This is a genomic window from Paraburkholderia sp. Ac-20340, from assembly GCF_017104965.1.
Lineage (GTDB): Bacteria > Pseudomonadota > Gammaproteobacteria > Burkholderiales > Burkholderiaceae > Paraburkholderia.
Genome location: NZ_JAAGPR010000003.1, coordinates 322,679 through 343,479, shown reverse-complemented (window position 1 = coordinate 343,479; position 20,801 = coordinate 322,679). Strand labels below are relative to the sequence as shown.

The window sequence follows — 20,801 nt, the reverse complement described above, 5'->3', positions numbered from 1 at the left end:
AGGGACGGTCGATCCGCCGTGCGGCGGGTATAATCCTGTCTCTAATTTTCCCGGTTTTTTCGTTCGCCTTCGGCGCCGCGCCGTGCAGACCAGCGAGCCGATGCCGCTCGTTGAATTGCCACTGCAGCGGCCTGCGCCGCGAACCTTCGCCGTCCACCGCCGGCCGGATCGGTCCGCTTCCTTCGCTGTGAAGCGGCGCGTACCGGCCGCGAGGCGGCATCGTCCTCGAGTATTCGCCCATGACCACGACTCCCGTCCGTACCCGTTTCGCGCCGAGCCCGACCGGCTTCATCCACCTCGGCAACATCCGCTCCGCGCTTTATCCGTGGGCCTTCGCGCGCCACAACAAAGGCATTTTCGTGCTGCGGATCGAGGACACCGACGTCGAGCGTTCGTCCACCGAAGCCGTGGACGCGATCATCGAAGGCATGGCCTGGCTCGGCCTCGATTTCGACGAAGGCCCGTTCTACCAGATGCAGCGCATGGACCGTTATCGCGAAGTGCTCGCGCAGATGGAGCAGCAGGGCCTCGTGTACCCGTGCTACATGTCGACCGAAGAGCTCGACGCACTGCGCGAACGTCAGCGTGAAGCCGGCGAAAAGCCGCGCTACGACGGCACGTGGCGCCCGGAACCGGGCAAGGTGCTGCCGACGCCGCCCGCAGGCGTGCAGCCCGTGCTGCGCTTTCGCAACCCGCTGACGGGCGTGGTGGCATGGGATGACGCCGTGAAGGGCCGCGTCGAAATCTCGAACGAAGAACTCGACGACCTCGTGATCGCGCGCCCGGACGGCACGCCCACGTACAACTTCTGCGTGGTGGTGGACGACCTCGACATGAAGATCACGCACGTGATCCGTGGCGACGACCACGTCAACAACACGCCGCGCCAGATCAACATCCTGCGCGCGCTCGGCGGCGAGCCACCGGTCTACGCCCACCTGCCGACCGTGCTGAACGAGCAGGGCGAGAAGATGAGCAAGCGCCACGGCGCGATGAGCGTGATGGGTTACCGCGACGCCGGCTATCTGCCGGAAGCGGTGCTGAACTATCTGGCGCGTCTGGGCTGGTCGCATGGCGATGCGGAAGTGTTCACCTGCGAGCAGTTCGTCGACTGGTTCGATCTGGATCACCTCGGCAAGTCGCCGGCCCAGTACGACCACAACAAGCTGAACTGGCTCAACAACCACTACCTGAAGAGCGTCGATAACGCGCGTCTGGCCGGGCTGACCCGACCGTTCCTCGCCGAACTGGGTGTGGACGCCGCCGCGCTGGCGCAGGGCGCGCCGCTCGAAGGCGTGGTCGCGCTCTTCAAGGATCGCGCCAATACGATCAAGGAAGTGGCCGAAAGCGCAACGATGTTCTATCGCGAGCCGCAGCCGGAAGCCGAAGCGCTTACGCAGCACGTCACGGACGCCGTGCGTCCGGCACTGGCCGATCTGCTCGCGGCGCTCAAGGGCGCGCAGTGGGAGAAGGCGGAGATCTCGGCTGCATTCAAGGCGACGCTCGCCACGCACAAGCTCAAGATGCCGCAACTGGCGATGCCGGTGCGCCTCTTCGTGGCAGGCACGACGCACACCCCGGCGATCGACGCGGTGCTCGAATTGTTTGGCCGTGACGTGGTGCTGAGCCGCATCGAAAAGGGTATTTCTGCGGCTGTGTAAAAAAATTGAAGTTTTTCTTGCTCTGGCACTAGCGCCGGGGCAAGAAGTCCTGTAGTATTCGGTCTCCTCTGAACGGGGAACGCAAGAAAAGCAGCAGATCTTGCGAAAAGTACCTCGAATCAAGCAACGAAGTTTCGCCAAAACTTCAAAGCGTAGTAAAAAAATGATTCGAAAGTGCTTGACAAGCGAAAAAATGCAGTTTAAAATTTCGCTTCTGTTTTGCAAGGGGGTATAGCTCAGCTGGGAGAGCGCTTGCATGGCATGCAAGAGGTCAGCGGTTCGATCCCGCTTACCTCCACCAACAAAACAGTGTGTTTAGCAGTAAAGTGTAGCAAGGCATTATCTGCAAAGATCATGTCCCCTTCGTCTAGAGGCCTAGGACATCACCCTTTCACGGTGAGTACAGGGGTTCGAATCCCCTAGGGGACGCCAGACATGGCGTCGTCAACGAGGTTGACGGTGCGGCAGGTGAGGAAAGTGACTCTCATCTGTTGTGTCGAAGTTGGAGCGGTAGTTCAGTTGGTTAGAATACCGGCCTGTCACGCCGGGGGTCGCGGGTTCGAGTCCCGTCCGCTCCGCCAGATAGAAGCCCGCTCAGAAAGCGTGAGTGGGCTTTTTAGTTGTAGCTGTATAAGTTTAAGGCGTAAGCCTGTGTTGTCCCCTTCGTCTAGAGGCCTAGGACATCACCCTTTCACGGTGAGTACAGGGGTTCGAATCCCCTAGGGGACGCCAAATTCAAGTGGCGCCAAAGTAGTCAAGGCGACGCAGCCAGCGGGTGCGGTCAGTCTCGCAGGTGTAGTGGTCAAGCAGTACTGGAGCGGTAGTTCAGTTGGTTAGAATACCGGCCTGTCACGCCGGGGGTCGCGGGTTCGAGTCCCGTCCGCTCCGCCAGTTGATTGCTGCCAGAAACTTCGCGGAAGTTGTGCGAAAACTTCGGGTAGCATGTAGTTCAAGGCGTAAGCCTGTGTTGTCCCCTTCGTCTAGAGGCCTAGGACATCACCCTTTCACGGTGAGTACAGGGGTTCGAATCCCCTAGGGGACGCCAAATTCAAGTGGCGCCAAAGCAGTCAAGGCGACGCCGCCAGCGGGTCTAACCAACGCCCGTCGGTGATGCAGCAAGCTGGAGCGGTAGTTCAGTTGGTTAGAATACCGGCCTGTCACGCCGGGGGTCGCGGGTTCGAGTCCCGTCCGCTCCGCCAGATTAAAGCCCGCTGGGTCAAACCAGCGGGCTTTTTCTATTTCTCTTCCGCCTTCCTCGTCTGTCTTTTCCGCTTCCGTACGGACAAACGGCCATTGCCTGAGCCGGCGCGTTATCGTAGCGTTGTCGAAACTCTGATTTTTCGCGATTGCCGCCTTGCCTGCCATGTTCGCACCGAACGACATCCCGTCGCGCTTCCAGCTGCGTCACGCCACCATGGACGATTTCGAGTTCGCCGAGGCGCTCACGCGGCGCAACATGGGTGGCTACTATCAGCGGCATCATCTGATCTGGCGCGGCGATCTTTTTCTCGCCAGCTACCGCGAATCGGAAAATTTCATTCTCGAACTCGATGGCGACGCGATCGGCGTGCTGCGCGTGACGCAGGAGAACGATTCGCTGCACATTCGCGATGTGCAGATCGCTGAAGGCTATCGCGGCAACGGAGCGGGGACCTTCCTGCTCGATATCTCGCATCGCTGGGCGCGCGAACGCGGTCTGCGCGAACTGCAATTGCGCGTTTTCGTCGATAACCCGGCTGCGCGGCTGTATCTGCGCATGGGGTATCGGGTCGCGGGGCCGCGTCTGGCGCGGCTGGGTTCGATCCGGCACATGACGCGGCTGGTCTGATTCACGTGTCTTGAATCAGGCGTCGTGACCCAAGGGGCGTAATTCAGGCGTCACGAGGCGCTGACATCGGCGCGTCGTTGGTCAGTTCTTCTTCGCGCTGATCCGGTTCGCGCTCGCCGGTGCCACGCGCAATGAAGGCACGCGGACTCTCACCAAAGGCTCGCCGGAACATCGCGGAAAACGCGCTCTGGCTTTGATAGCCCAATTCCTGCGCCACCACCGACATCGGCTTGCCCTGATTGAGCAGCGGGATCGCGCGCGCGAGAATCGCCTGCTGACGCCATTGCGAAAAGCTCACCCCCAGTTCCTGACGAAACAGCCGCGCGATCGTGCGCGTGCTCGCACCCACCTGCGCGGCCCAGTGTTCGAGCGAACCGGGGCCCGCGGGATCGGCGATCAAGGCTTCGCAGAGCGACCGCAGGCGCTTTTCTTCGGGCATCGGCACGGCGAGCGGCAAAGGCGCGGAGCGCGTGATCTCGTCGAGCGCAACCGTGCCCAGCAACCTTTCGCGCGCAAGACCGAGCGCGCGCTCGTCGAAAGCGGCAATGGCTTCGCGCAGCAGCCCGGAGACTTCCACGACCCGGCAAGCGTCGAGCCCGGGCGGAATCACCGAGGCATCGACGTAAAGCGTGCGCAAAAACGCATCTTCGACGATGGAGACCTCGTGCGTAACATGAGGCGGCACCCAGATGGCGCGCGACGGCGGCACCATCCACGTCGTTCCGGGCGTCGCCATCCGCAACACGCCGCGCGACGCGTAGGCCAGTTGCGCCCAGGCGTGCGTGTGACGCGCGATCCGCACACCGGCCGCCATCGGCCGCGAGCGAACACGGAAAGGATGCTCGCCGGACGGTTCGAACTCGGGCGGAATATCGGCGAGTTCGGCGGGCGGCAACGTATCTTGCGCAGTGTGGGGAGCAGTGTGGGACGGCGGCGTAAGCATGGTGAGTCCGGGTGATTCTGTCGGCATCATTTTAGGCGGGTGTCGTATCTCGCGGACACCGCAGTGAGAATGCGCCCACAGCGATGATGACAAGCGCATAATTCAGCCGATCGTTTTTTGGGCCGCGCGCCGAACCCAGCTCTGGGACATCCGTGACATCCGTGACATCTGTGACGTTAAGGACGTCAGCGAAACTCGAAGGAACACACCGCATGAAATACGTATTCGTCTATGGCACGCTGCGCGCGGGCGAGATCAACGACATCAATCACGCCGCTGCGCGCAATGCGATCAGCCAGCCGCGTCTGGTCGGCCAGACGACGGTGGCGGGGCGGTTGTTCGACTTCGGGCGTTATCCCGGCATGGTCGCCGAGGCGTCCGAGTCAGCGGTGCTCGGCGATGTCTATGAAATCGACGAAGCGCTCGTGCCCGTGCTCGACGAAATCGAAGAGGTGTATCCGGGCGTCGAAGGCCTGTTCCTCGCCCGCGAGGTGAGCGTCGAAGTCGAAGGCGCGCAGATCGACTGCCTGTTCTATCCGGTCACGCAAAAAGCGGTCGAAGGCCTGACGCAGATTCAAGGCGGCGACTGGATCGCGCATCGGCTCGCACGCTAAACGCACGACGCAAAATATCCAGGTAGTAACGAAAAGGCCCGGCGGACTCGCATCCGCCGGGCCTTTTTCATCGCCTCGAGGTTTCAGGCGAAGGATCAAGCGACCTGCATTCAGATCTCTTCGTACAGCGGCAGCGTCAGGAATTCGACGAAGTTTTCCGAAGTCGACATCTCTTCGAAGATCTGCGCGGCGCGGTCGTACGGCTGCGTGTCGCCGCCCACCGATGCCTTCACCTTGTCCAGTTCCTGCGCAATCAGTTCGCGCACGAATCCGGCCGTGACCTTGCGGCCGTCTTCGAGCTTGCCCTTGGGTGAGCGAATCCACTGCCACACCTGCGAGCGCGAGATTTCAGCCGTTGCGGCGTCTTCCATCAGGTTGTGGATCGGCACGCAGCCATTGCCCGCGAGCCACGAACCCAGGTAGTGAATGCCGACGTTGATGTTGTTGCGCAAGCCCGCTTCGGTGATCGGCGCTTCCGGGCGGAAGTCCATCAGGTCCGCGCCCGTGACGTTCACGTCGGGACGCTGCTTGCCGATCTGGTTCGGCTTGTCGCCGAGCACCTTCACGAACTCTTCCATCGCGATGGGCACGAGACCCGGGTGCGCGACCCAGCCGCCGTCGTAACCGTCGCCCGCATCGCGCGCCTTGTCCGAACGCACGCCGCCCATGGCCTTGTCGTTCGCTGCCGGATCGTTCTTGATTGGGATCAGCGCGCTCATGCCGCCGATCGCCGGCGCGTTGCGCTTGTGGCAGGTCTTGAGCAGTTCGAGCGCGTAGGCGCGCATGAACGGCACGTTCATGGTGATCTGCGAACGGTCGGCGAGGCAGAAGTCCTGGTCGTTCTTGAACTTCTTGATCGCCGAGAAGATGTAGTCCCAGCGGCCGGCGTTCAGGCCCGAGCTGTGTTCGCGCAGTTCATAGAGGATTTCGTCCATCTCGAACGCGGCGAGAATCGTCTCGACCAGCACCGTCGCGCGGATCGTGCCGCGCGGGATGCCCACGCCTTCCTGCGCCGCCACGAAGATGTCGTTCCACAGACGCGCTTCGAGATGGCTTTCCATCTTCGGCAGATAGAAGTAGGGGCCGCTGCCGCGCGCGATCAGTTCCTTCGCGTTGTGGAACAGGAACAGCGCGAAGTCGAAGATGCCGCCGGAGACGCGCTGGCCGTCGACCGTCACGTGCTTTTCGTCGAGATGCCAGCCGCGCGGGCGCACGATCAGTGTGGCGATCTTGTCGTTGAGCTGATACGACTTGCCGTTCTGTTCCAGCGAGATCGTGCGGCGCACCGCGTCCTTGAGGTTGATCTGGCCGGTGATCTGGTTGTCCCAGTTCGGCGCGTTCGAATCCTCGAAGTCGGTCATGTAGGAATCCGCGCCCGAGTTCAGCGCGTTGATGATCATCTTGCGCTCGACCGGGCCGGTGATTTCCACACGGCGGCATTCGAGATCCTTCGGCAGCGCTGCGATCTTCCAGTCGCCTTCACGGATCGACTTCGTTTCTGCGAGGAAATCGGGACGCTCGCCCGCATCGAGGCGCTTCGTACGTTCGACGCGCGCCTTCAGCAATTCCTGCCGACGCGGCTCGAATGCGCGGTGCAGCTTCGCGACGAGTTCGAGTGCCTCGGGCGTGAGGATCTGTTCGAAGCCGGGTTGAATCTCGGCCGTGATCTGCATGCCTTGCGGCAGTTGCAACGTGTTCGCCATTTGCTAACTCCTTGGTCGGTCAGATGTAATTGCTTGGGTGTTGTTATTACCGTGCTGGCTGAACGCGGTCGTCATGCGCCCGGGCTGGGGCGGGGGCGGCTTCGTTCGGCGGTCGCTGCGGTGTCGAGAATGGCGGCGATAAAGGTGGAAAGCTCCGCCATGCCGCCGCCGGTGCCGTGCGGCGGCACGCCGAGTTCTTCGGCGGGCAGTCGCTGGCGGTTGATCCAGAAAGTGGTGTAGCCGAACCAGCCGGCGCCCGCGGCGTCCCAGCCATTCGACGAAACAAAGACGATGTCGCGCGGCGCGCAGTCGAACGCGGCCGTGCCCATTGCGTAGGCTGCGGCAGCTGGTTTGTAGGCGCGCACCGCATCCACCGACAGCACGTGATCGAACAGGCCGTTCATGCCCGCGCTCTTCACGGCAATGTCGAGCATCTGCGGATTGCCGTTCGACAGGATCGCCAGACCGAGGCGTGTGCCGTCTTCGCGCGGTTCGCGCAGGCGTCGCAGCGCTGGCAGCACGTCAGGGAAAGCCGAGAGGCAGGCGTATTCGTCCATCAGCCGCTTTTCGCCCGCGCCTGTGAGCGGCAGGTTCAGACGGCGCGCGGCGTAGCGCAGCGCGTCGAGCGTGATGTCCCAGAACGGCTTGTAACGCGCGCCCGCCGGGTCCGACAGCGTGCGCAATTGCGTGTACTCGATCTGCTTGAGACGCCAGAGCTGCGACAGTGCCTCGCCGTGAGCGGGGAACATCTGCTCGGCGGCCGCGACGACCGAATGCACGTCGAAAAGCGTGCCGTACGCGTCGAAGATCACAGCCTTGGGATAGTGGATTGTCGTTGTGGCCGACATAGCCGTGCACTCCATCAGAGGTCGAGGAGCATTGTATTCATGAGTGCAATGGTGGAAAAAGTCGGGATTGATCACTTGATCTTTTACTTTTACCCACCTAATCTGTGCGCCGAATTCATTGTTTCTGCTACAGGCGTGCTCATGGATCGCTTCAAACAGATCGAAACTTTCGCCACCGTCGCCGCAAAAGGCAGTCTTTCCGCGGCCGCGCAGGCCGAGGGCGTGGCGCCCGCCATCATCGGCAGGCGTATCGATGCGCTGGAGGAACGGCTGGGCGTCAAGCTGCTCGTGCGCACCACGCGACGCCTCACGCTGACGTTCGAGGGATCGGCGTTTCTGGAGGATTGCCAGCGCATCATCCACGAACTCCAGAACGCCGAGGCGAGTGTGTCGGCGGGCGGCGTGAAGGCGAGCGGGCACTTGCGCGTGTCGGCGCCGGCGGGTTTCGGGCGTCGCCACGTCGCGCCGCTCGTCCCCGATTTCACGACCGCGCACCCAGACGTGACGATCACGCTCGATTTGTCCGATCGTCTCGTCGATCTGGTCAACGAAGGCTTCGATTGCGCGGTGCGGCTGGGCGAACTGCCGGATTCGTCGCTGGTTTCGCTCAAGCTCGGCGAAAACCGCCGCGTGGTGGTGGCGTCGCCCGCTTATTTGTCGCGGCGCGGTGCGCCCGATACACCCGCCGATCTCGCGCGCCATAACTGTCTCGCGTTCGGCGCGAGCCTGAACCAGCAACGCGGCTGGACGTTCCAGGAAGAGGGCAAGGTGGTGCAGATTCGCGTGGCGGGCACCATGGAGTGCTCGGACGGAGCGGTGCTGCACGAATGGTGTCTCGAAGGCCACGGTCTGGCCTGGCGCTCGTGGTGGGAAGTCGGCGAGGATATTGCGGCGGGCCGGCTCGCGAGCGTGCTCGACGCCTACGCTGCGCCGCCCATCGGCATTCATGCGGTATTTCCGCAGCGCCGCCATTTGCCGCTGCGCGTGCGCCTCTTTCTCGACTATCTCAAGCATACCTACGGCCAACCGGGTTACTGGGGACAGGACTGAACGCGCGCTTCGTCAGTGCGCGTTTTCACTATGCGGAGAAGCCCGTAGGCGCGCCTTGCGGCGCTTCTTCGCGCACTACAATCGAAATGAGGCCAGCCCGCAGCCCCGAACAATGACGGAGGGCGCCATGTTCAAGCACATCCTCGTTCCGACCGACGGCTCGGATCTCTCGAAAAAGGCCATCGACGGCGCCATCGATCTGGCGCGTAGCGTGGGCGCGCGCATCACCGCCTACGCCTGTCTGCCGCAATATCCGTACTCGCCTTACGCCGATGTCGTGATCGAACTACCCGGCGATTTCCAGACGCGCAGTGAGCGAGAGGCGCGCGCGCATCTGGATGAAGTCGAGGAGGCCGCGCGCGGCGTGGGCGTGACCTGCGATAGCTGCGTCAGCGTGCATTCGTCGCCGTACATCGGCATCATCGAAGCGGCGGAAAACGCCGGTTGCGATGTCATCTTCATGGCTTCGCACGGGCGTCGCGGCCTGGGCAGCCTGTTGATCGGCAGCGAAACGCAGCGCGTGCTCACGCATACGAAGATTCCGGTGATCGTCTATCGCTAGCAGGCGGTTCGGTGCGCGACGTGCGTCAATACGTGCGGCAACTACAACGGCAACGGTAACCGGCGCGTCCCGCCAAGGACTCGCACGCCGGCCACCGCCGCCGTCTGCCACGATGAAACAACCCCACCTTTCGCGAAGCGGGAAGCGATGCGCCCCCGCTTCGGCCTGCCTCGCTATTACGCGACCTTCTGATCCTTCTGATCCGTCTGGTCTTTCGACTCGAAGAACTGCTCGTCTTCCGTCGATCCGTGCAGCGCCGTGGTCGACGCGTTGCGCTCGACCGTCTGCGTGACCGCGTCGAAATAGCCCGTGCCCACTTCGCGCTGGTGCTTCACAGCGGTGAAGCCCTTTTCGGCAGCGGCGAACTCGGCCTGCTGAAGCTCGACGAACGCACTCATGTTCTGGCGCGCATAGCCGTGCGCAAGGTTGAACATCGAGTAGTTCAGCGAATGGAAGCCAGCGAGCGTGATGAACTGGAACTTGTAGCCCATCGCGCCCAGTTCGCGCTGGAATCGGGCGATGGTCGCGTCGTCCAGATTCTTCTTCCAGTTGAACGACGGCGAACAGTTGTACGACAGCAGCTTGCCCGGGAATTCCTTGTGGATTGCTTCCGCGAACTGCTTGGCGAATTCCAGATCCGGCTTGCCGGTCTCGCACCAGATCATGTCGGCGTAGGGCGCGTAGGCCAGGCCGCGCGAGATCGACTGCTCGAGGCCGTTGCGCGTGCGGAAGAAGCCTTCGACGGTGCGCTCGCCGGTCAGGAAAGGCTTGTCGTTATCGTCGATGTCGGAGGTGACCAGGTCGGCGGCTTCGGCATCGGTGCGGGCGAGCAGCACGGTCGGCACGCCGCAGACATCGGCGGCCAGTCGCGCGGCCGTGAGCTTGGCGACGTTTTCGCGCGTCGGCACCAGCACCTTGCCGCCCATGTGACCGCACTTTTTCACCGAAGCGAGCTGGTCTTCGAAGTGCACGCCGGCCGCGCCCGCTTCGATCATCGCCTTCATCAGCTCGAACGCGTTGAGCACGCCGCCGAAGCCGGCTTCCGCGTCGGCCACGATCGGCTGGAAGAAGTCGACGTAGTCTTCGTCGCCGGGATTCTTGCCTTCCGACCACTGGATCTGATCCGCGCGGGTGAGCGTGTTGTTGATGCGCTTGACCACCTGCGGCACCGAGTTGGCGGGGTAGAGCGACTGGTCCGGGTACATTTCACCGGCCAGATTCGCGTCGCCCGCAACCTGCCAGCCCGACAGATAGATCGCCTTGAGCCCGGCTTTCACCTGCTGCATGGCCTGGTTGCCGGTGAGGGCGCCCAGCGCGTTGATGAACGGTTCGTTGTTGATGCCATGCCAGAGTTTGGCGGCGCCGTGCTTCGCGAGCGTGTGCTCGGGCTGGATCGAGCCACGCAGCCGCACCACGTCTTCAGCCGTGTAATCGCGCTTGATGCCCTTCCAGCGCGGGTCCGTGTCCCATTGCTGTTGAAGTTCCTGAGCCTGCTGTTGACGAGTCGACATGGTGAGCTCCTTCCGTTTACCTGATAGATGAACCGTTGTTCGGAACTGCTGAGCGGGTGAACTTCGTGAAGCGTGCGTCCCGTGCATGTCTGGAGGCGTTCGTTCCGCGAACTCTTATATAAGAGTCTAGGCAATTCGATCGCTCTGCAACAGGCCGCGAAAAGGGAATTTGTCGTCTTTTTATTCTATTTAAATCAACGACATATTGCGTGTGTTTCGCGATGAGAAACGTCGTTTTTTATCCTGCAATCGGGTACTTTGTGCCACGCAGCACGATATTTTACGAAGCAAAAAATTTTCCCGTATCGTGAAAGCGTGTCTGTAGACAAATTACTGCGGACAAAAAAAGACCGGTGCCTGAGCACCGGTCTTTTTTAACTGCGCTTCGTGACTCGCGCGAGACAGACGGAATCTTCATTCCGTCTGCATCATCGCGGTACGCGAATGGGCTTAGCTGTCGCGACGCGCGCCACGCGGGCCGTCGTTGCGACGCTGGCCGTAGCCGCCTTCACGGCGGCCGCCGCCGAAGCCTTCGCCACGCGGCTGGCCGTAGCCGCCACGATCGCCGCCTTCGCGACGCTGGGCGCCGTAGCCGCTGCTGTTGCCGCCGTCACGTTGGCCGTAGCCGCCGCGCGAGTTTTCCGAGCGGTTGCCCCAGCTATTGCCGTTGCGATCGCCGCCGTTGTTGTTACGGTCGCCAAAGCTGCGTTCGCCGTTCGAGCGGTCGCCGAAGCTGCGCTCGCCGCCGTTGCCGCCACGGTTGTTACCGTAGCCACCCGGCTTGCCGCCACCGTTGCCGAAGCGACGGCCACCGCCGTTGCCACCGCCCGGACGGCCACGGCCGCCAAAGCCGCGGTTCGACGGCGCTGCCTTGCGCGGCTCGAAGCCTTCGACGACGTTGACCGGCAGCGGAGCACGCACGAAACGCTCGATGCGCTTGAGCGCGCCTTGCTCGGCGTGATGCACGAGGCTCACTGCCGTGCCCGAACGGCCAGCACGGCCCGTACGGCCGATACGGTGGACGTAGTCTTCCGCGAACTTCGGCAGGTCGTAGTTGAACACGTGCGTGATGCCCGGGATGTCGATACCGCGAGCGGCGACGTCCGTTGCCACCAGCACGCGCACACGGCGCTCGCGCAGTGCACGGATCGTGCGGTTACGCGCGCCTTGCGGCAGGTCGCCGTGCAGGGCGGCCGTTTCGAAGCCAGCGTCGGCAAGCTTGCCGGCGAGCTGGTCGGCGTCCATCTTGGTTGCCGTGAACACGACAGCCTGGTCGAGGCTTTCGTCGCGCAGCAGATGGTCGAGCAGACGATCCTTGTGATCGCGGTCGTCGACGTAGTGCACGGTTTGCGCGATGTTCGAAGCCGCTTCGACCTTGCGGACGATCTCGATACGCTCCGGATCCTTCAGCAGGCGGCTGGTCACCGAAGCGATCTTGCCGTCGAGCGTTGCCGAGAACAGCATCGTCTGACGCGTTTCCGGCGTTGCGGCCACGATCGTGTCGATGTCGTCGATGAAGCCCATGTCCAGCATGCGGTCGGCTTCGTCGAGCACGAGCATCTTCAGCTCGGACAGGTCGATACGGCCACGCTCGAGGTGGTCGAGCAGACGGCCCGGCGTTGCCACCAGGATTTCGGGGTTCTTCGCGAGCAGCATCAGCTGCTGGCCGTAGGCCACGCCGCCCAGAATGCTGACGGTGCGCAGACGGCGCAGATGCTTGCCGTAGGTTGCGGCGGCCGTGGTCACCTGCATGGCGAGCTCACGCGTGGGCGTGAGAACGAGCAGGCCAGGACGGGCGACCGGTTGTTGCGGACGGCGCGAGCGGCCTTGCTGGCCTTGCGGTGCAGCGCCTTGCGGACGCGGCTCGCGCGGTTGTGCGGCTTGTGCCTTCTGGATCTGCGCGAAGCGCTCGATCGCAGGCAGCATGAAGGCTGCGGTCTTGCCCGAACCGGTCGGGCTGGAGACCAGCAGGTCGCGGCCCGCGATGCCGGCAGGAATGGCGCGTTCCTGCACGGGCGTCGGAGCCTTATAGCCCGCTGCGATCAGCGCGGAGACGATCTCCGGCGACAGACCGAGCGCCGCGAACGACGCGCCATCATTGGCGTCGGCGGCTTGCGCGGGAGCTTCAACAGAAGCGTCAGCAGCAGCGTCGAGACCGAGGGCGTCGTTAGCGATCGCGTCGAGGGGGCTTTGGGTATTGCTCGAAGTCATGAAAATCCTTGGTACACAGGAAATAGAACGTCGGCGCCAATCGGCATACCCAAGTCGTCTGATTTTGCGAGCAAATCGAAAAACGGGGGCAATCCGCACCCACGTAAAGGGCGGATTTTTTTCGTTAGAAGCTGTTTTGGGTGCGACTCTGACCGGGATTGGTCAGCCGCCAGCCTGATTCTTGACGGCCCGGAAAGCGGGCCACGGCAGGGGGGGACAGGTTCTAAACTGGATTGGAGCTTAACGCTACGTGGCGTATTGCTGATCGCAGAGGCGACCGGAGCGCAACGCAGCGTGCATTGTATCTCGTTTTGTTGCGTCGCGCCAGCGCGGCAAAGCCCTTATGTCCTGCGACAGCCTGACGCAAGGCGGCGGATGAGGAACGGGAAACGCGGGAGTTTGGGGCCAGATGCGCGACGTTCGTTGCATCGGGCCCTTTCAGATCGCTGCTGCGCGGATTAGCTGGCGGCGCCGCTCTTGAGCGATTCGACCAGTTCGATGTATTGCGTCTTCGCCTGAGCTTCGGCCGTGCCTTGCAGGGCGGCCCAGGCGTCGTACTTGTATTTGCCGACGATGTCGGTGAAGCCCGGCTTGTCGCCGTGCACATCGCCTTCGGTGGCCTGCTTGAAGAGGGCGTAGAGACGCAGCAGCGTCAGGTTGCCCGGACGCTCGGTCAGTTGCTGGACATCTTCCTGCGCCTGCGTAAATTGGGCGTTCACATCGCTCATTGTTTTCTTCTCCCTAAAAGATCGACATAGCCCGACGATGGTAGCAGCGCTATCCGGCATAGGGCTGGAACGATTCCTCCACTCTAGTCGGGCGTGCGCCGTCGGTGCACAGGGCATGCCCAGGCGGCGACTGCGCGGGAACGGCGCATTACAATAGCGGTCATGACTGAAACCGTGCTGCTTGCCCTCGATACCTCGACCGAATATTGCTCGGTCGCGCTGCTTCGCGCCGCCACGCCCGCTGGCGTCGCCGCTGACTCCACTCAAGCCGCCCCGGCTGGCCAGACGCTGCTCGAAGCGCGCGTCTGGGTGCGCCATGAGGCGACGGGCGCCGTGTCCAGCACGCGCCTGCTGCCGGCCATCGGCGAACTGCTCGCCGAGGCGGGCCTCGCGCTGGCCGATTGCGATGCGATCGCCTTCGGTTCCGGCCCCGGTTCCTTCACGGGACTGCGCACGGCGACCGGCGTGGCCCAGGGGCTCGCCTTCGGCCTGAATATTCCCGTCGTGCCGGTGAGCACGCTGCTCGTGTGCGCAGAAAGCGCGCGCCTGCGCGATGCGTCTGCGCTGCGTGTGCTCGCCGCGCTCGATGCGCGCATGGACGAAGCGTACTGGGCCGATTACGCCTGGGATGCGACTGCGGGCGACTGGCAGACGCTGCGCGCGGCCTCGCTCGACGCACCCGAAGCGATCGTCGCGCCCGATGCGCCGTTCACGCTGGCCGGCAATGCCGCGGCGGCGTTCGGCGCACGGCTGACGGCGTCGATGTCGGCGCACACCATCGACGCCGAGGCGCTGCCGCATGCCGTGCCGCTCGCCCATGCCGCGCTGCGCGCGTTCCGCGCCGGCCGCACGGTGCCCGCCGATCAGGCCGCGCCGGAATACGTGCGCAACAAGGTCGCGCAGACCACCGCCGAGCGCATGGCCGCGAAGGCGGAGAAGGACGCACAGAGCGGCGCTCAAATCGGCGCACAGGGCGGCACGAAAGAGGGCAATCGATGAGCGGCGTGCTGATGACGGATCGCTATCTGTCGCAGATGACCGAGAGCGACCTCGACGAGGTCGTCGTCATCGAGAAGTCCGCTTATGAATTTCCGTGGTCGCGCGGCAATTTCGAAGATTCGCTGCGCAACGGCTATTACGGCATCTGCATGCGCCATGTGACGGGCACGCTGATTGGCTATAGCGTGCTGATGCCCGTGGTCGACGAAATGCATCTGCTGAACCTGTGCGTCGCCCCGCAGGCGCAGGGCGTGGGCGCCGGTCTCGCGCTGCTGCGCGAGGGCGTACGTATCGCGCGCGTGCAGGGACTCGAAGGGCTGCTGCTCGAAGTGCGGCCGTCGAATCACCGGGCGATCCGGCTGTATGAGCAGTTCGGTTTCGTCACGATCGGGCGGCGCAAGAATTACTATCCGGCCCGTCATCACAGTCGCGAAGACGCGATCGTGATGCGTTTTTCTTTTGCACTGGAGGGCGCGGATGCCGCTCGATGAGATCGCCCTGGAAGAATTCGGCCTCGCGCCGCGCTGGGTACGCAAGGGCTTGACGGTCGCAGCGCCCGAGGCTGCGGCAGTGGACGTGGCGCCTGCGAGCGTCGTGGCCGAAGTGGTGGCGGCACCTGCTGCACCTGCGGCACGTGCCGCCGCGCCGGTCGAACGCGAGATGCCGCGCGCGCGCGTCGAAGAACGCGTTCCCGCGCAGCAAGAAACGCCGCCGCCGGTTCAGCCAGAACGCGTCGTGGCGAAGCCGCTTCAGCAGCCGGTTCAGCAAACCGCATCGGAAGAACCGCCGCCGTTCACCGAAGACGATTTCGCCTGGTTCGATTCCGTCGCCGAACCGGTGCTGCCGCACGACATCGAACCGGTGCGCGCACCGCGCGACGATACGGCCACGCTCGACTGGGATGCGCTCGCGGAACGCGTCGCGAATTGCACGCGCTGCCGTCTGTGCGAGAAGCGCACGAACACGGTGTTCGGCGTGGGCGATCGCGAAGCGGACTGGATGCTGATCGGCGAAGCGCCGGGCGAGAACGAAGACCGCCAGGGCGAGCCTTTCGTCGGCCAGGCGGGCAAGCTGCTCGACAATATGCTGCGTTCGCTGACGCTCTCGCGCACCCAGAACGTGTACATCGCCAACGTCATCAAGTGCCGGCCGCCCGGCAACCGCAATCCCGAGCCCGATGAAGTCGATCGCTGCGAGCCGTATCTGCAACGTCAGGTGGCGCTCGTGAAGCCGAAGATCATCGTCGCGATGGGGCGCTTTGCGGCGCAGAGTCTGCTCAAGACCGGCGATAGCATTGCTTCGCTGCGCTCTCGCGTGCATCAATACGAGGGCGTGCCGGTCATCGTCACGTATCACCCGGCGTATTTGTTGCGCAGTCTGCAGGACAAGTCGAAGGCGTGGAGCGATCTGTGCCTCGCGCGCGATACCTGGCGCTCGGCGGGCGGCGGTCAATGAGTGCGGCGCGGCCCGCGCATCCGATGGGCGATGAGCCGCACGCGCGATCGTTGGCAAGCTCGCTGGTCGATCGTCTGACCGATCCGGTGGTACGCGATCTCGCGTGGCTGCTGGACAGTGCCGATCTGCTGCGCGCGCAACCGGCCATGCCGCTCGCGCGTCCGTGGTCCGACGATGCAGAGGCCGCGCAAGTCACGGCCTGGCTCGTGCAACTCGATCACGATCCTTCCCGCTTGCACCGTTTGCACGCCGCGCTCGAAAGCGCGCGCGTGACGCGTCTTGGGCGTTACGCCGAAACCCTGCTTGGCTGGTATCTGGAGAACGGACCGGCGCTGCGGCTTGTCGCTGCGAACATCGCGTTACGCGGCGAGGGCCGGACGATCGGCGAATGCGACTTTCTTCTCGAAACGCCGGACGGCACGCGTGTGCATTGGGAACTGGCCGTGAAGTGTTTTCTGCATGCGGGCGCAGCGCATGAAAGCGCATCGCGGCTGGCGGATTACGTTGGGCCGAATCTGCGCGATCGGCTGGATCTGAAGTTTGCGCATCTGCGCGATCATCAACTGCGTCTGAGCGAGCTGCCCGAGCTGGCATCGCTGGGCTTTGCGGGGCAGTGGTGCGCGCAGATGTACATCAAAGGCTGGCTGTTTTATCGCGCCGGGACGCAGGTGGCCGATGCACCGGAACTTGCGCGCGAGCATGGTCGCGGCTGGTGGGTCACGCACGCTGACTGGAGCGCGTTCGCCGAGCGTAGCGATGCCGATGGCTGGAGCGTGCTGCCAAGATTGGCGTGGCTCGCTCCGCGTCGAATCGAAGCTCGAACGGCGTCTTCATTCGCAACTAACAGCCAAGTCAGTGCGGCTCAGCAAAGTGACGGCGATGCCGTGCCCGAGTCGACGTCAGCGCACCTCGCACGCATTGAGATACAAGCGCCGACAGACGCCGCGACGCTTTTTGCGAATCTAGAACGGGCTCACGAGCCGGTGATGGTCGTTGCATTCACCGCCGATGGCGCAGGCGGCTACGTCGAGCATTCGCGCGGTTTCATCGTCCCCGACGACTGGCCGGAGCGCGCACTGGCTTACGCGCGCTCGTAGCGCCTGATTCGTGGTGGCTGGCGCGAGCCGCTTACCACCAGCGCCAGAAGTGATGCACCGGCCCGACGCCATGGCCAACGTCCAGCCGGTCGCTCGCTTCGAGCGCGCCCGTCAGATACGTCTTCGCTTGTGCAACCGCATCGGCGAGCGTCGCCTGCTGCGGCCAGAGCGCGGCAATCGCCGACGACAGCGTGCAGCCCGTGCCGTGCGTATTCGTCACCGGCACACGCGGGCCGCCCAGGCGCACTGTGCCGGAGTCTTCGATCAACCAGTCGGGGCTATCGGCGCTGCCCAGATGGCCGCCTTTCATCAGCACCGCCTGGGCGCCGAGCGCGCGCAGCGCTTCGCCTTGTTCGACCATCGTCGCTTCATCGCTTGCCGCTTCGACGCCTAGCAGTGCTGCTGCCTCGGGCAGATTCGGCGTGACGATGCCCGCGAGCGGCAGCAACTCTTCACGCAGCGCCGCCACGGCTTCCGGCGCGAGCAGCGCGTGATTGCTCTTCGAAATCATCACGGTATCGAGCACGACGCGCGCCGGTTTGTGGCGGCGCAATGCATCGGCGACTGCGCGCACGATCGATGCGTTGGCAAGCATGCCGATCTTCACGGCATCGATGCGGATATCGTCGAATACCGCGTCGAGCTGTGCCGTGACGAACGCCGCGTCGGGCGCGTGAATCGCGCTCACGCCGCGCGTGTTCTGCGCCGTGAGCGCGGTGATCACGCTCGCGCCATACGCGCCGAGCGCGGAGAACGCCTTGAGGTCCGCCTGGATGCCGGCGCCGCCGCCGGAGTCGGAACCGGCGATCGTGAGGACGTGGGGAATCGGAGAAGTCATGTCAGCGTCGCTTACGCGCCGCGCACGCGAGGGGCTTCGATGTCGAGGCCGCGAATGCGCCGGCGCTGGAAGAGGTCGATACGGAGAACGTTAGCGGCGCGATCGCGCCGCCGTCGAAGAATGCCGATAAATGCAGTCCAGTGTGGCTCAGTGCCGATGATTTTCGCCGATCAGCGCGACCGAGTCGAACGCGCGCTGATTGGCCTGATGGCGGCGCATCACGAGCCACATCATCAGACAGACGAAGGTGCCGAACAGCACGATCACAAGCGTGACCGGCACGTCGAGCCAGACGAGCACGGCATAGAGACACAGCATCACGAGCACCGAGAGGTTCTCGTTGAAGTTCTGCACGGCGATCGAGTGACCGGCGGACAGCAGCACGTGGCCGCGATGCTGGAGCAGGGCGTTCATCGGCACGACGAAGAAGCCCGACAGTGCGCCCACCACCATCAGGAACAGATAGGCGCACAGCAGATAACCCGGAATGCGCATGTGGCCGATATGCAGACCCCAATGCGGCGGAAACAGATTGCGCGTGTAGAACGCCATGATCATCACGGCGATGCCCATCATGATGCCCACGGGCAGCACGGACAGCGATTTCTTCAGCGGAATGCGCGCTGCGGCGATCATTGCGCCAGCAGCCACACCGACGGCCACCACGGCCTGCAATACCGCGCCTTCCGATAGCGACATGCCAAGCGACACTTCGGCCCACTTGAGCACGATGAACTGCAGCGTCGCGCCCGCGCCCCAGAACAGCGTCGTGACCGCGAGCGAAATCTGGCCGAGCTTGTCGTGCCAGAGCGTGTTGAAACAATCGGCGAAATCGGTGATCAGGCGGATCACCCCATGTTCCTGGCGCGGATAACGCGCCCCGGTATCGGGGATGCGCAGATTGAAGAGCGCGGCAATCACATAGATGCCCATGATCACGAGCATCGCGGCTTCGGCGGGCGTGTTGATCGAGGCGGGCGTGTGGCGGATCACGTGCGCGGCGATATGCGGGCTGATCAGCGCGCCGCCCAGCACGGTGCCGAGAATAATCGAGCCGACCGTCGTGCCTTCGATCCAGCCATTGGCGGCCACGAGGCGCTCAGGCGGCAGCAGTTCGGTGAGGATGCCGTACTTGGCCGGCGAATAGGCCGCCGCGCCGAAACCCACGACGCCGTAGGCCAATAGCGGATGCGTGCCGGCCAGCATCATGGCGCAGCCGACAACCTTGATCGTATTGGTGATGAACATGACGCGCCCTTTGGGGCGCGAATCGGCGAAGGCGCCGACGAAAGCGGCAAGAACAACGTAGGACAGGACGAAGAACAGCTTGAGCAGCGGCGTCATCCAGTTCGGAGCGTGGAGGTCTTTCAGCAGTGCTATCGCAGCGATGAGGAGCGCATTGTCGGCCAACGACGAAAAAAACTGCGCGGCCATGATGGTGTAAAAGCCTTTTTTCATCTGATGCGATGCTGTCCTCGCTGCGGTCCGTCCGCCCCGGACGGGTGGAGGCATCCGGGCTTAATACGTTCGAAATGGGTTGTGCGCAGGGCTTTATATCACGAAAATAGCTGTATTCGGACTAGCACATTCCTTGACCGCCCATCAGGCGGGCCTGCCGGGCGCTGAAAACACCCTGTAAGCTCCTGATTAGAAAGCGTCTTTGCGAAAAAACTCCCATGCCGCGCCCCCTCTCAGCCACGATCCATACCGCCGCTCTCGCCAATAATCTCTCCGTCGTCCGGAAATACGCGCCGAAGTCGAAAATCTGGGCCGTGGTCAAGGCCAACGCCTACGGGCACGGGCTTGCGCGCGCTTTTCCCGGTCTGCGCGCCACCGACGGTTTCGGCCTGCTCGATCTCGAAGAAGCCGTGAAACTGCGCGAGCTCGGCTGGGCCGGGCCGATCCTGCTGCTGGAAGGCTTTTTCCGGCCTACCGATATCGACGTCATCGACCGCTATAGCCTCACGACGGTGGTGCATTGCGACGAGCAGATGCGCATGCTCGAAATGGCGCGGCTTTCGAAGCCGGTCAACGTGCAGCTCAAGATGAATAGCGGCATGAATCGCCTCGGCTATACGCCGGAAAAATACCGCGCGGCCTGGGAGCGCGCGCGCGCTTGCCCCGGCATCGGTCAGATCACGCTGATGACGCACTTCTCGGACGCCGACGCGCCGCGCGGTATCGGCGAGCAGATGGCAGCATTCGAGCGCGGCGCGCAAGGCATCGCCGGCACGCGCAGCCTCGCGAATTCGGCGGCTACGCTCTGGCATCCGTCGTCGCATTTCGACTGGGTGCGCCCCGGCATCATTCTTTATGGCGCTTCGCCGTCGGGCGTGGCGACGCTGCTTGACGGCACCGGTCTGCAACCGGCGATGACGCTGGCGTCGGAAATCATCGGCACGCAGACGGTCGCAGAAGGGCAGAGCGTGGGTTACGGCTCGACCTTCACGGCGCGCAAGACCATGCGCATCGGCGTGGTGGCCTGCGGCTATGCGGATGGTTATCCGCGCATTGCGCCCGAAGGCACGCCGGTGATCGTCGATGGCGTGCGCACACGCATCGTCGGCCGCGTTTCGATGGACATGATCACCGTCGACCTCACGCCGGTGCCGAACGCCGGCATGGGCACGCGTGTCGAACTCTGGGGCGCGAATCTGCCGATCGACGATGTGGCCGCCTCGTGCGGCACCATCGGCTACGAGCTGATGTGCGCGGTCGCGCCGCGCGTGCCGGTACGCGCGGAATAAGCGCTT

18 protein-coding genes and 7 tRNA genes are annotated in these 20,801 nt (G+C 63.6%); 17 read left to right on the top strand and 8 right to left on the bottom strand.

All coding sequences use genetic code 11. The features are described from left to right. Positions 1-239: 239 nt before the first annotated feature. The 9 genes from gltX (at position 240) to G3N59_RS06710 (ending at position 3,489) form a co-directional block, all read left to right on the top strand. Positions 240-1,661 (top strand): glutamate--tRNA ligase, encoded by a 1,422-nt coding sequence (gltX, locus tag G3N59_RS06750; RefSeq protein WP_205981776.1) that lies wholly within the window; start codon positions 240-242, stop codon positions 1,659-1,661. A gap of 225 nt (positions 1,662-1,886) precedes the next feature. Next, positions 1,887-1,962 (top strand) — tRNA-Ala (locus G3N59_RS06745). Positions 1,963-2,017: 55 nt separating this feature from the next. Then, positions 2,018-2,093, top strand: a tRNA-Glu gene (locus tag G3N59_RS06740). Between the two features lie 72 nt (positions 2,094-2,165). Further along, positions 2,166-2,242: transfer RNA gene (locus G3N59_RS06735), tRNA-Asp, on the top strand. 75 nt (positions 2,243-2,317) lie between these two features. After that, positions 2,318-2,393 (top strand) — tRNA-Glu (locus tag G3N59_RS06730). 82 nt (positions 2,394-2,475) lie between these two features. Further along, a tRNA-Asp gene (locus tag G3N59_RS06725) sits at positions 2,476-2,552 on the top strand. 78 nt (positions 2,553-2,630) lie between these two features. After that, a tRNA-Glu gene (locus G3N59_RS06720) sits at positions 2,631-2,706 on the top strand. A gap of 77 nt (positions 2,707-2,783) precedes the next feature. Then, positions 2,784-2,860 (top strand) — tRNA-Asp (locus G3N59_RS06715). A gap of 164 nt (positions 2,861-3,024) precedes the next feature. After that, positions 3,025-3,489, top strand: coding sequence for a GNAT family N-acetyltransferase (locus G3N59_RS06710; RefSeq protein ID WP_205981775.1), 465 nt, complete (start codon positions 3,025-3,027; stop codon positions 3,487-3,489). Positions 3,490-3,532: 43 nt separating this feature from the next. On the opposite strand, the gene G3N59_RS06705 is transcribed toward G3N59_RS06710, so the two are convergent. Next, positions 3,533-4,432, bottom strand: coding sequence for a helix-turn-helix transcriptional regulator (locus G3N59_RS06705; protein ID WP_205981774.1), 900 nt, complete (start codon positions 4,430-4,432; stop codon positions 3,533-3,535). A 212-nt stretch (positions 4,433-4,644) separates the two neighbouring features. Here G3N59_RS06705 and G3N59_RS06700 point away from each other — a divergent pair, with 212 nt between their 5' ends. Next, positions 4,645-5,046 carry a gamma-glutamylcyclotransferase gene (locus G3N59_RS06700; protein ID WP_205981773.1) on the top strand — a complete coding sequence of 134 codons (402 nt, stop codon included), beginning with the start codon at positions 4,645-4,647 and terminating at the stop codon, positions 5,044-5,046. Between the two features lie 110 nt (positions 5,047-5,156). Here G3N59_RS06700 and aceB read toward each other — a convergent pair whose 3' ends face one another. Together aceB and G3N59_RS06690 are read right to left on the bottom strand one after the other, a co-directional pair. Then, positions 5,157-6,749: a malate synthase A gene (aceB, locus tag G3N59_RS06695; protein WP_205981772.1), complete on the bottom strand. Its 1,593-nt coding sequence runs from the start codon at positions 6,747-6,749 to the stop codon at positions 5,157-5,159. Between the two features lie 71 nt (positions 6,750-6,820). Next, entirely contained in the window at positions 6,821-7,597 is a 777-nt protein-coding gene (locus G3N59_RS06690; protein ID WP_205981771.1) for a haloacid dehalogenase type II, read from the bottom strand. Between the two features lie 141 nt (positions 7,598-7,738). Between G3N59_RS06690 and G3N59_RS06685 the strand changes: the two genes are divergently transcribed. Together G3N59_RS06685 and G3N59_RS06680 are read left to right on the top strand one after the other, a co-directional pair. After that, the gene (locus tag G3N59_RS06685; protein ID WP_205981770.1) at positions 7,739-8,647 is read left to right on the top strand and encodes a LysR family transcriptional regulator; all 909 of its coding nucleotides are present in this window, start codon (positions 7,739-7,741) and stop codon (positions 8,645-8,647) included. A 127-nt stretch (positions 8,648-8,774) separates the two neighbouring features. Continuing rightward, on the top strand, positions 8,775-9,209 hold the full coding sequence (locus tag G3N59_RS06680) for a universal stress protein (RefSeq protein WP_205981769.1): 435 nt from the start codon (positions 8,775-8,777) through the stop codon (positions 9,207-9,209). Positions 9,210-9,385: 176 nt separating this feature from the next. Here G3N59_RS06680 and aceA read toward each other — a convergent pair whose 3' ends face one another. The 3 genes from aceA to G3N59_RS06665 form a co-directional block, all read right to left on the bottom strand. Next, positions 9,386-10,720, bottom strand: coding sequence for an isocitrate lyase (aceA, locus tag G3N59_RS06675; RefSeq protein WP_205981768.1), 1,335 nt, complete (start codon positions 10,718-10,720; stop codon positions 9,386-9,388). A gap of 450 nt (positions 10,721-11,170) precedes the next feature. Continuing rightward, on the bottom strand, positions 11,171-12,931 hold the full coding sequence (locus G3N59_RS06670) for a DEAD/DEAH box helicase (RefSeq protein WP_205981767.1): 1,761 nt from the start codon (positions 12,929-12,931) through the stop codon (positions 11,171-11,173). A 458-nt stretch (positions 12,932-13,389) separates the two neighbouring features. Continuing rightward, positions 13,390-13,659: an acyl-CoA-binding protein gene (locus G3N59_RS06665; protein ID WP_205981766.1), complete on the bottom strand. Its 270-nt coding sequence runs from the start codon at positions 13,657-13,659 to the stop codon at positions 13,390-13,392. A gap of 162 nt (positions 13,660-13,821) precedes the next feature. Between G3N59_RS06665 and tsaB the strand changes: the two genes are divergently transcribed. From tsaB to G3N59_RS06645, 4 genes are read left to right on the top strand one after another with little or no spacing between them, the layout of a single operon-like run. Further along, complete coding sequence (gene tsaB, locus G3N59_RS06660; protein WP_205981765.1) at positions 13,822-14,658, top strand: tRNA (adenosine(37)-N6)-threonylcarbamoyltransferase complex dimerization subunit type 1 TsaB; 837 nt, start codon at positions 13,822-13,824, stop codon at positions 14,656-14,658. After that, positions 14,655-15,149, top strand: a complete 495-nt coding sequence (gene rimI / locus G3N59_RS06655; RefSeq protein ID WP_167055936.1) for a ribosomal protein S18-alanine N-acetyltransferase — start codon at positions 14,655-14,657, stop codon at positions 15,147-15,149. The genes tsaB and rimI overlap by 4 nt, the downstream gene beginning before the upstream one ends. Next, positions 15,136-16,113: a uracil-DNA glycosylase gene (locus tag G3N59_RS06650; protein WP_205981764.1), complete on the top strand. Its 978-nt coding sequence runs from the start codon at positions 15,136-15,138 to the stop codon at positions 16,111-16,113. Before rimI ends, G3N59_RS06650 begins: the two co-directional genes overlap by 14 nt. After that, positions 16,110-17,210, top strand: a complete 1,101-nt coding sequence (locus tag G3N59_RS06645; protein WP_241023223.1) for a DUF1853 family protein — start codon at positions 16,110-16,112, stop codon at positions 17,208-17,210. The genes G3N59_RS06650 and G3N59_RS06645 overlap by 4 nt, the downstream gene beginning before the upstream one ends. A gap of 31 nt (positions 17,211-17,241) precedes the next feature. Here G3N59_RS06645 and thiD read toward each other — a convergent pair whose 3' ends face one another. Together thiD and lplT are read right to left on the bottom strand one after the other, a co-directional pair. Then, entirely contained in the window at positions 17,242-18,048 is an 807-nt protein-coding gene (thiD, locus tag G3N59_RS06640) for a bifunctional hydroxymethylpyrimidine kinase/phosphomethylpyrimidine kinase (protein WP_205981763.1), read from the bottom strand. 147 nt (positions 18,049-18,195) lie between these two features. Further along, the gene (gene lplT / locus G3N59_RS06635) at positions 18,196-19,506 is read right to left on the bottom strand and encodes a lysophospholipid transporter LplT (protein WP_205981762.1); all 1,311 of its coding nucleotides are present in this window, start codon (positions 19,504-19,506) and stop codon (positions 18,196-18,198) included. A 218-nt stretch (positions 19,507-19,724) separates the two neighbouring features. Between lplT and alr the strand changes: the two genes are divergently transcribed. After that, a complete protein-coding gene (gene alr, locus G3N59_RS06630) occupies positions 19,725-20,795 on the top strand; it encodes an alanine racemase (protein ID WP_205981761.1) in 1,071 nt (356 codons plus the stop codon). Positions 20,796-20,801 lie beyond the last annotated feature (6 nt).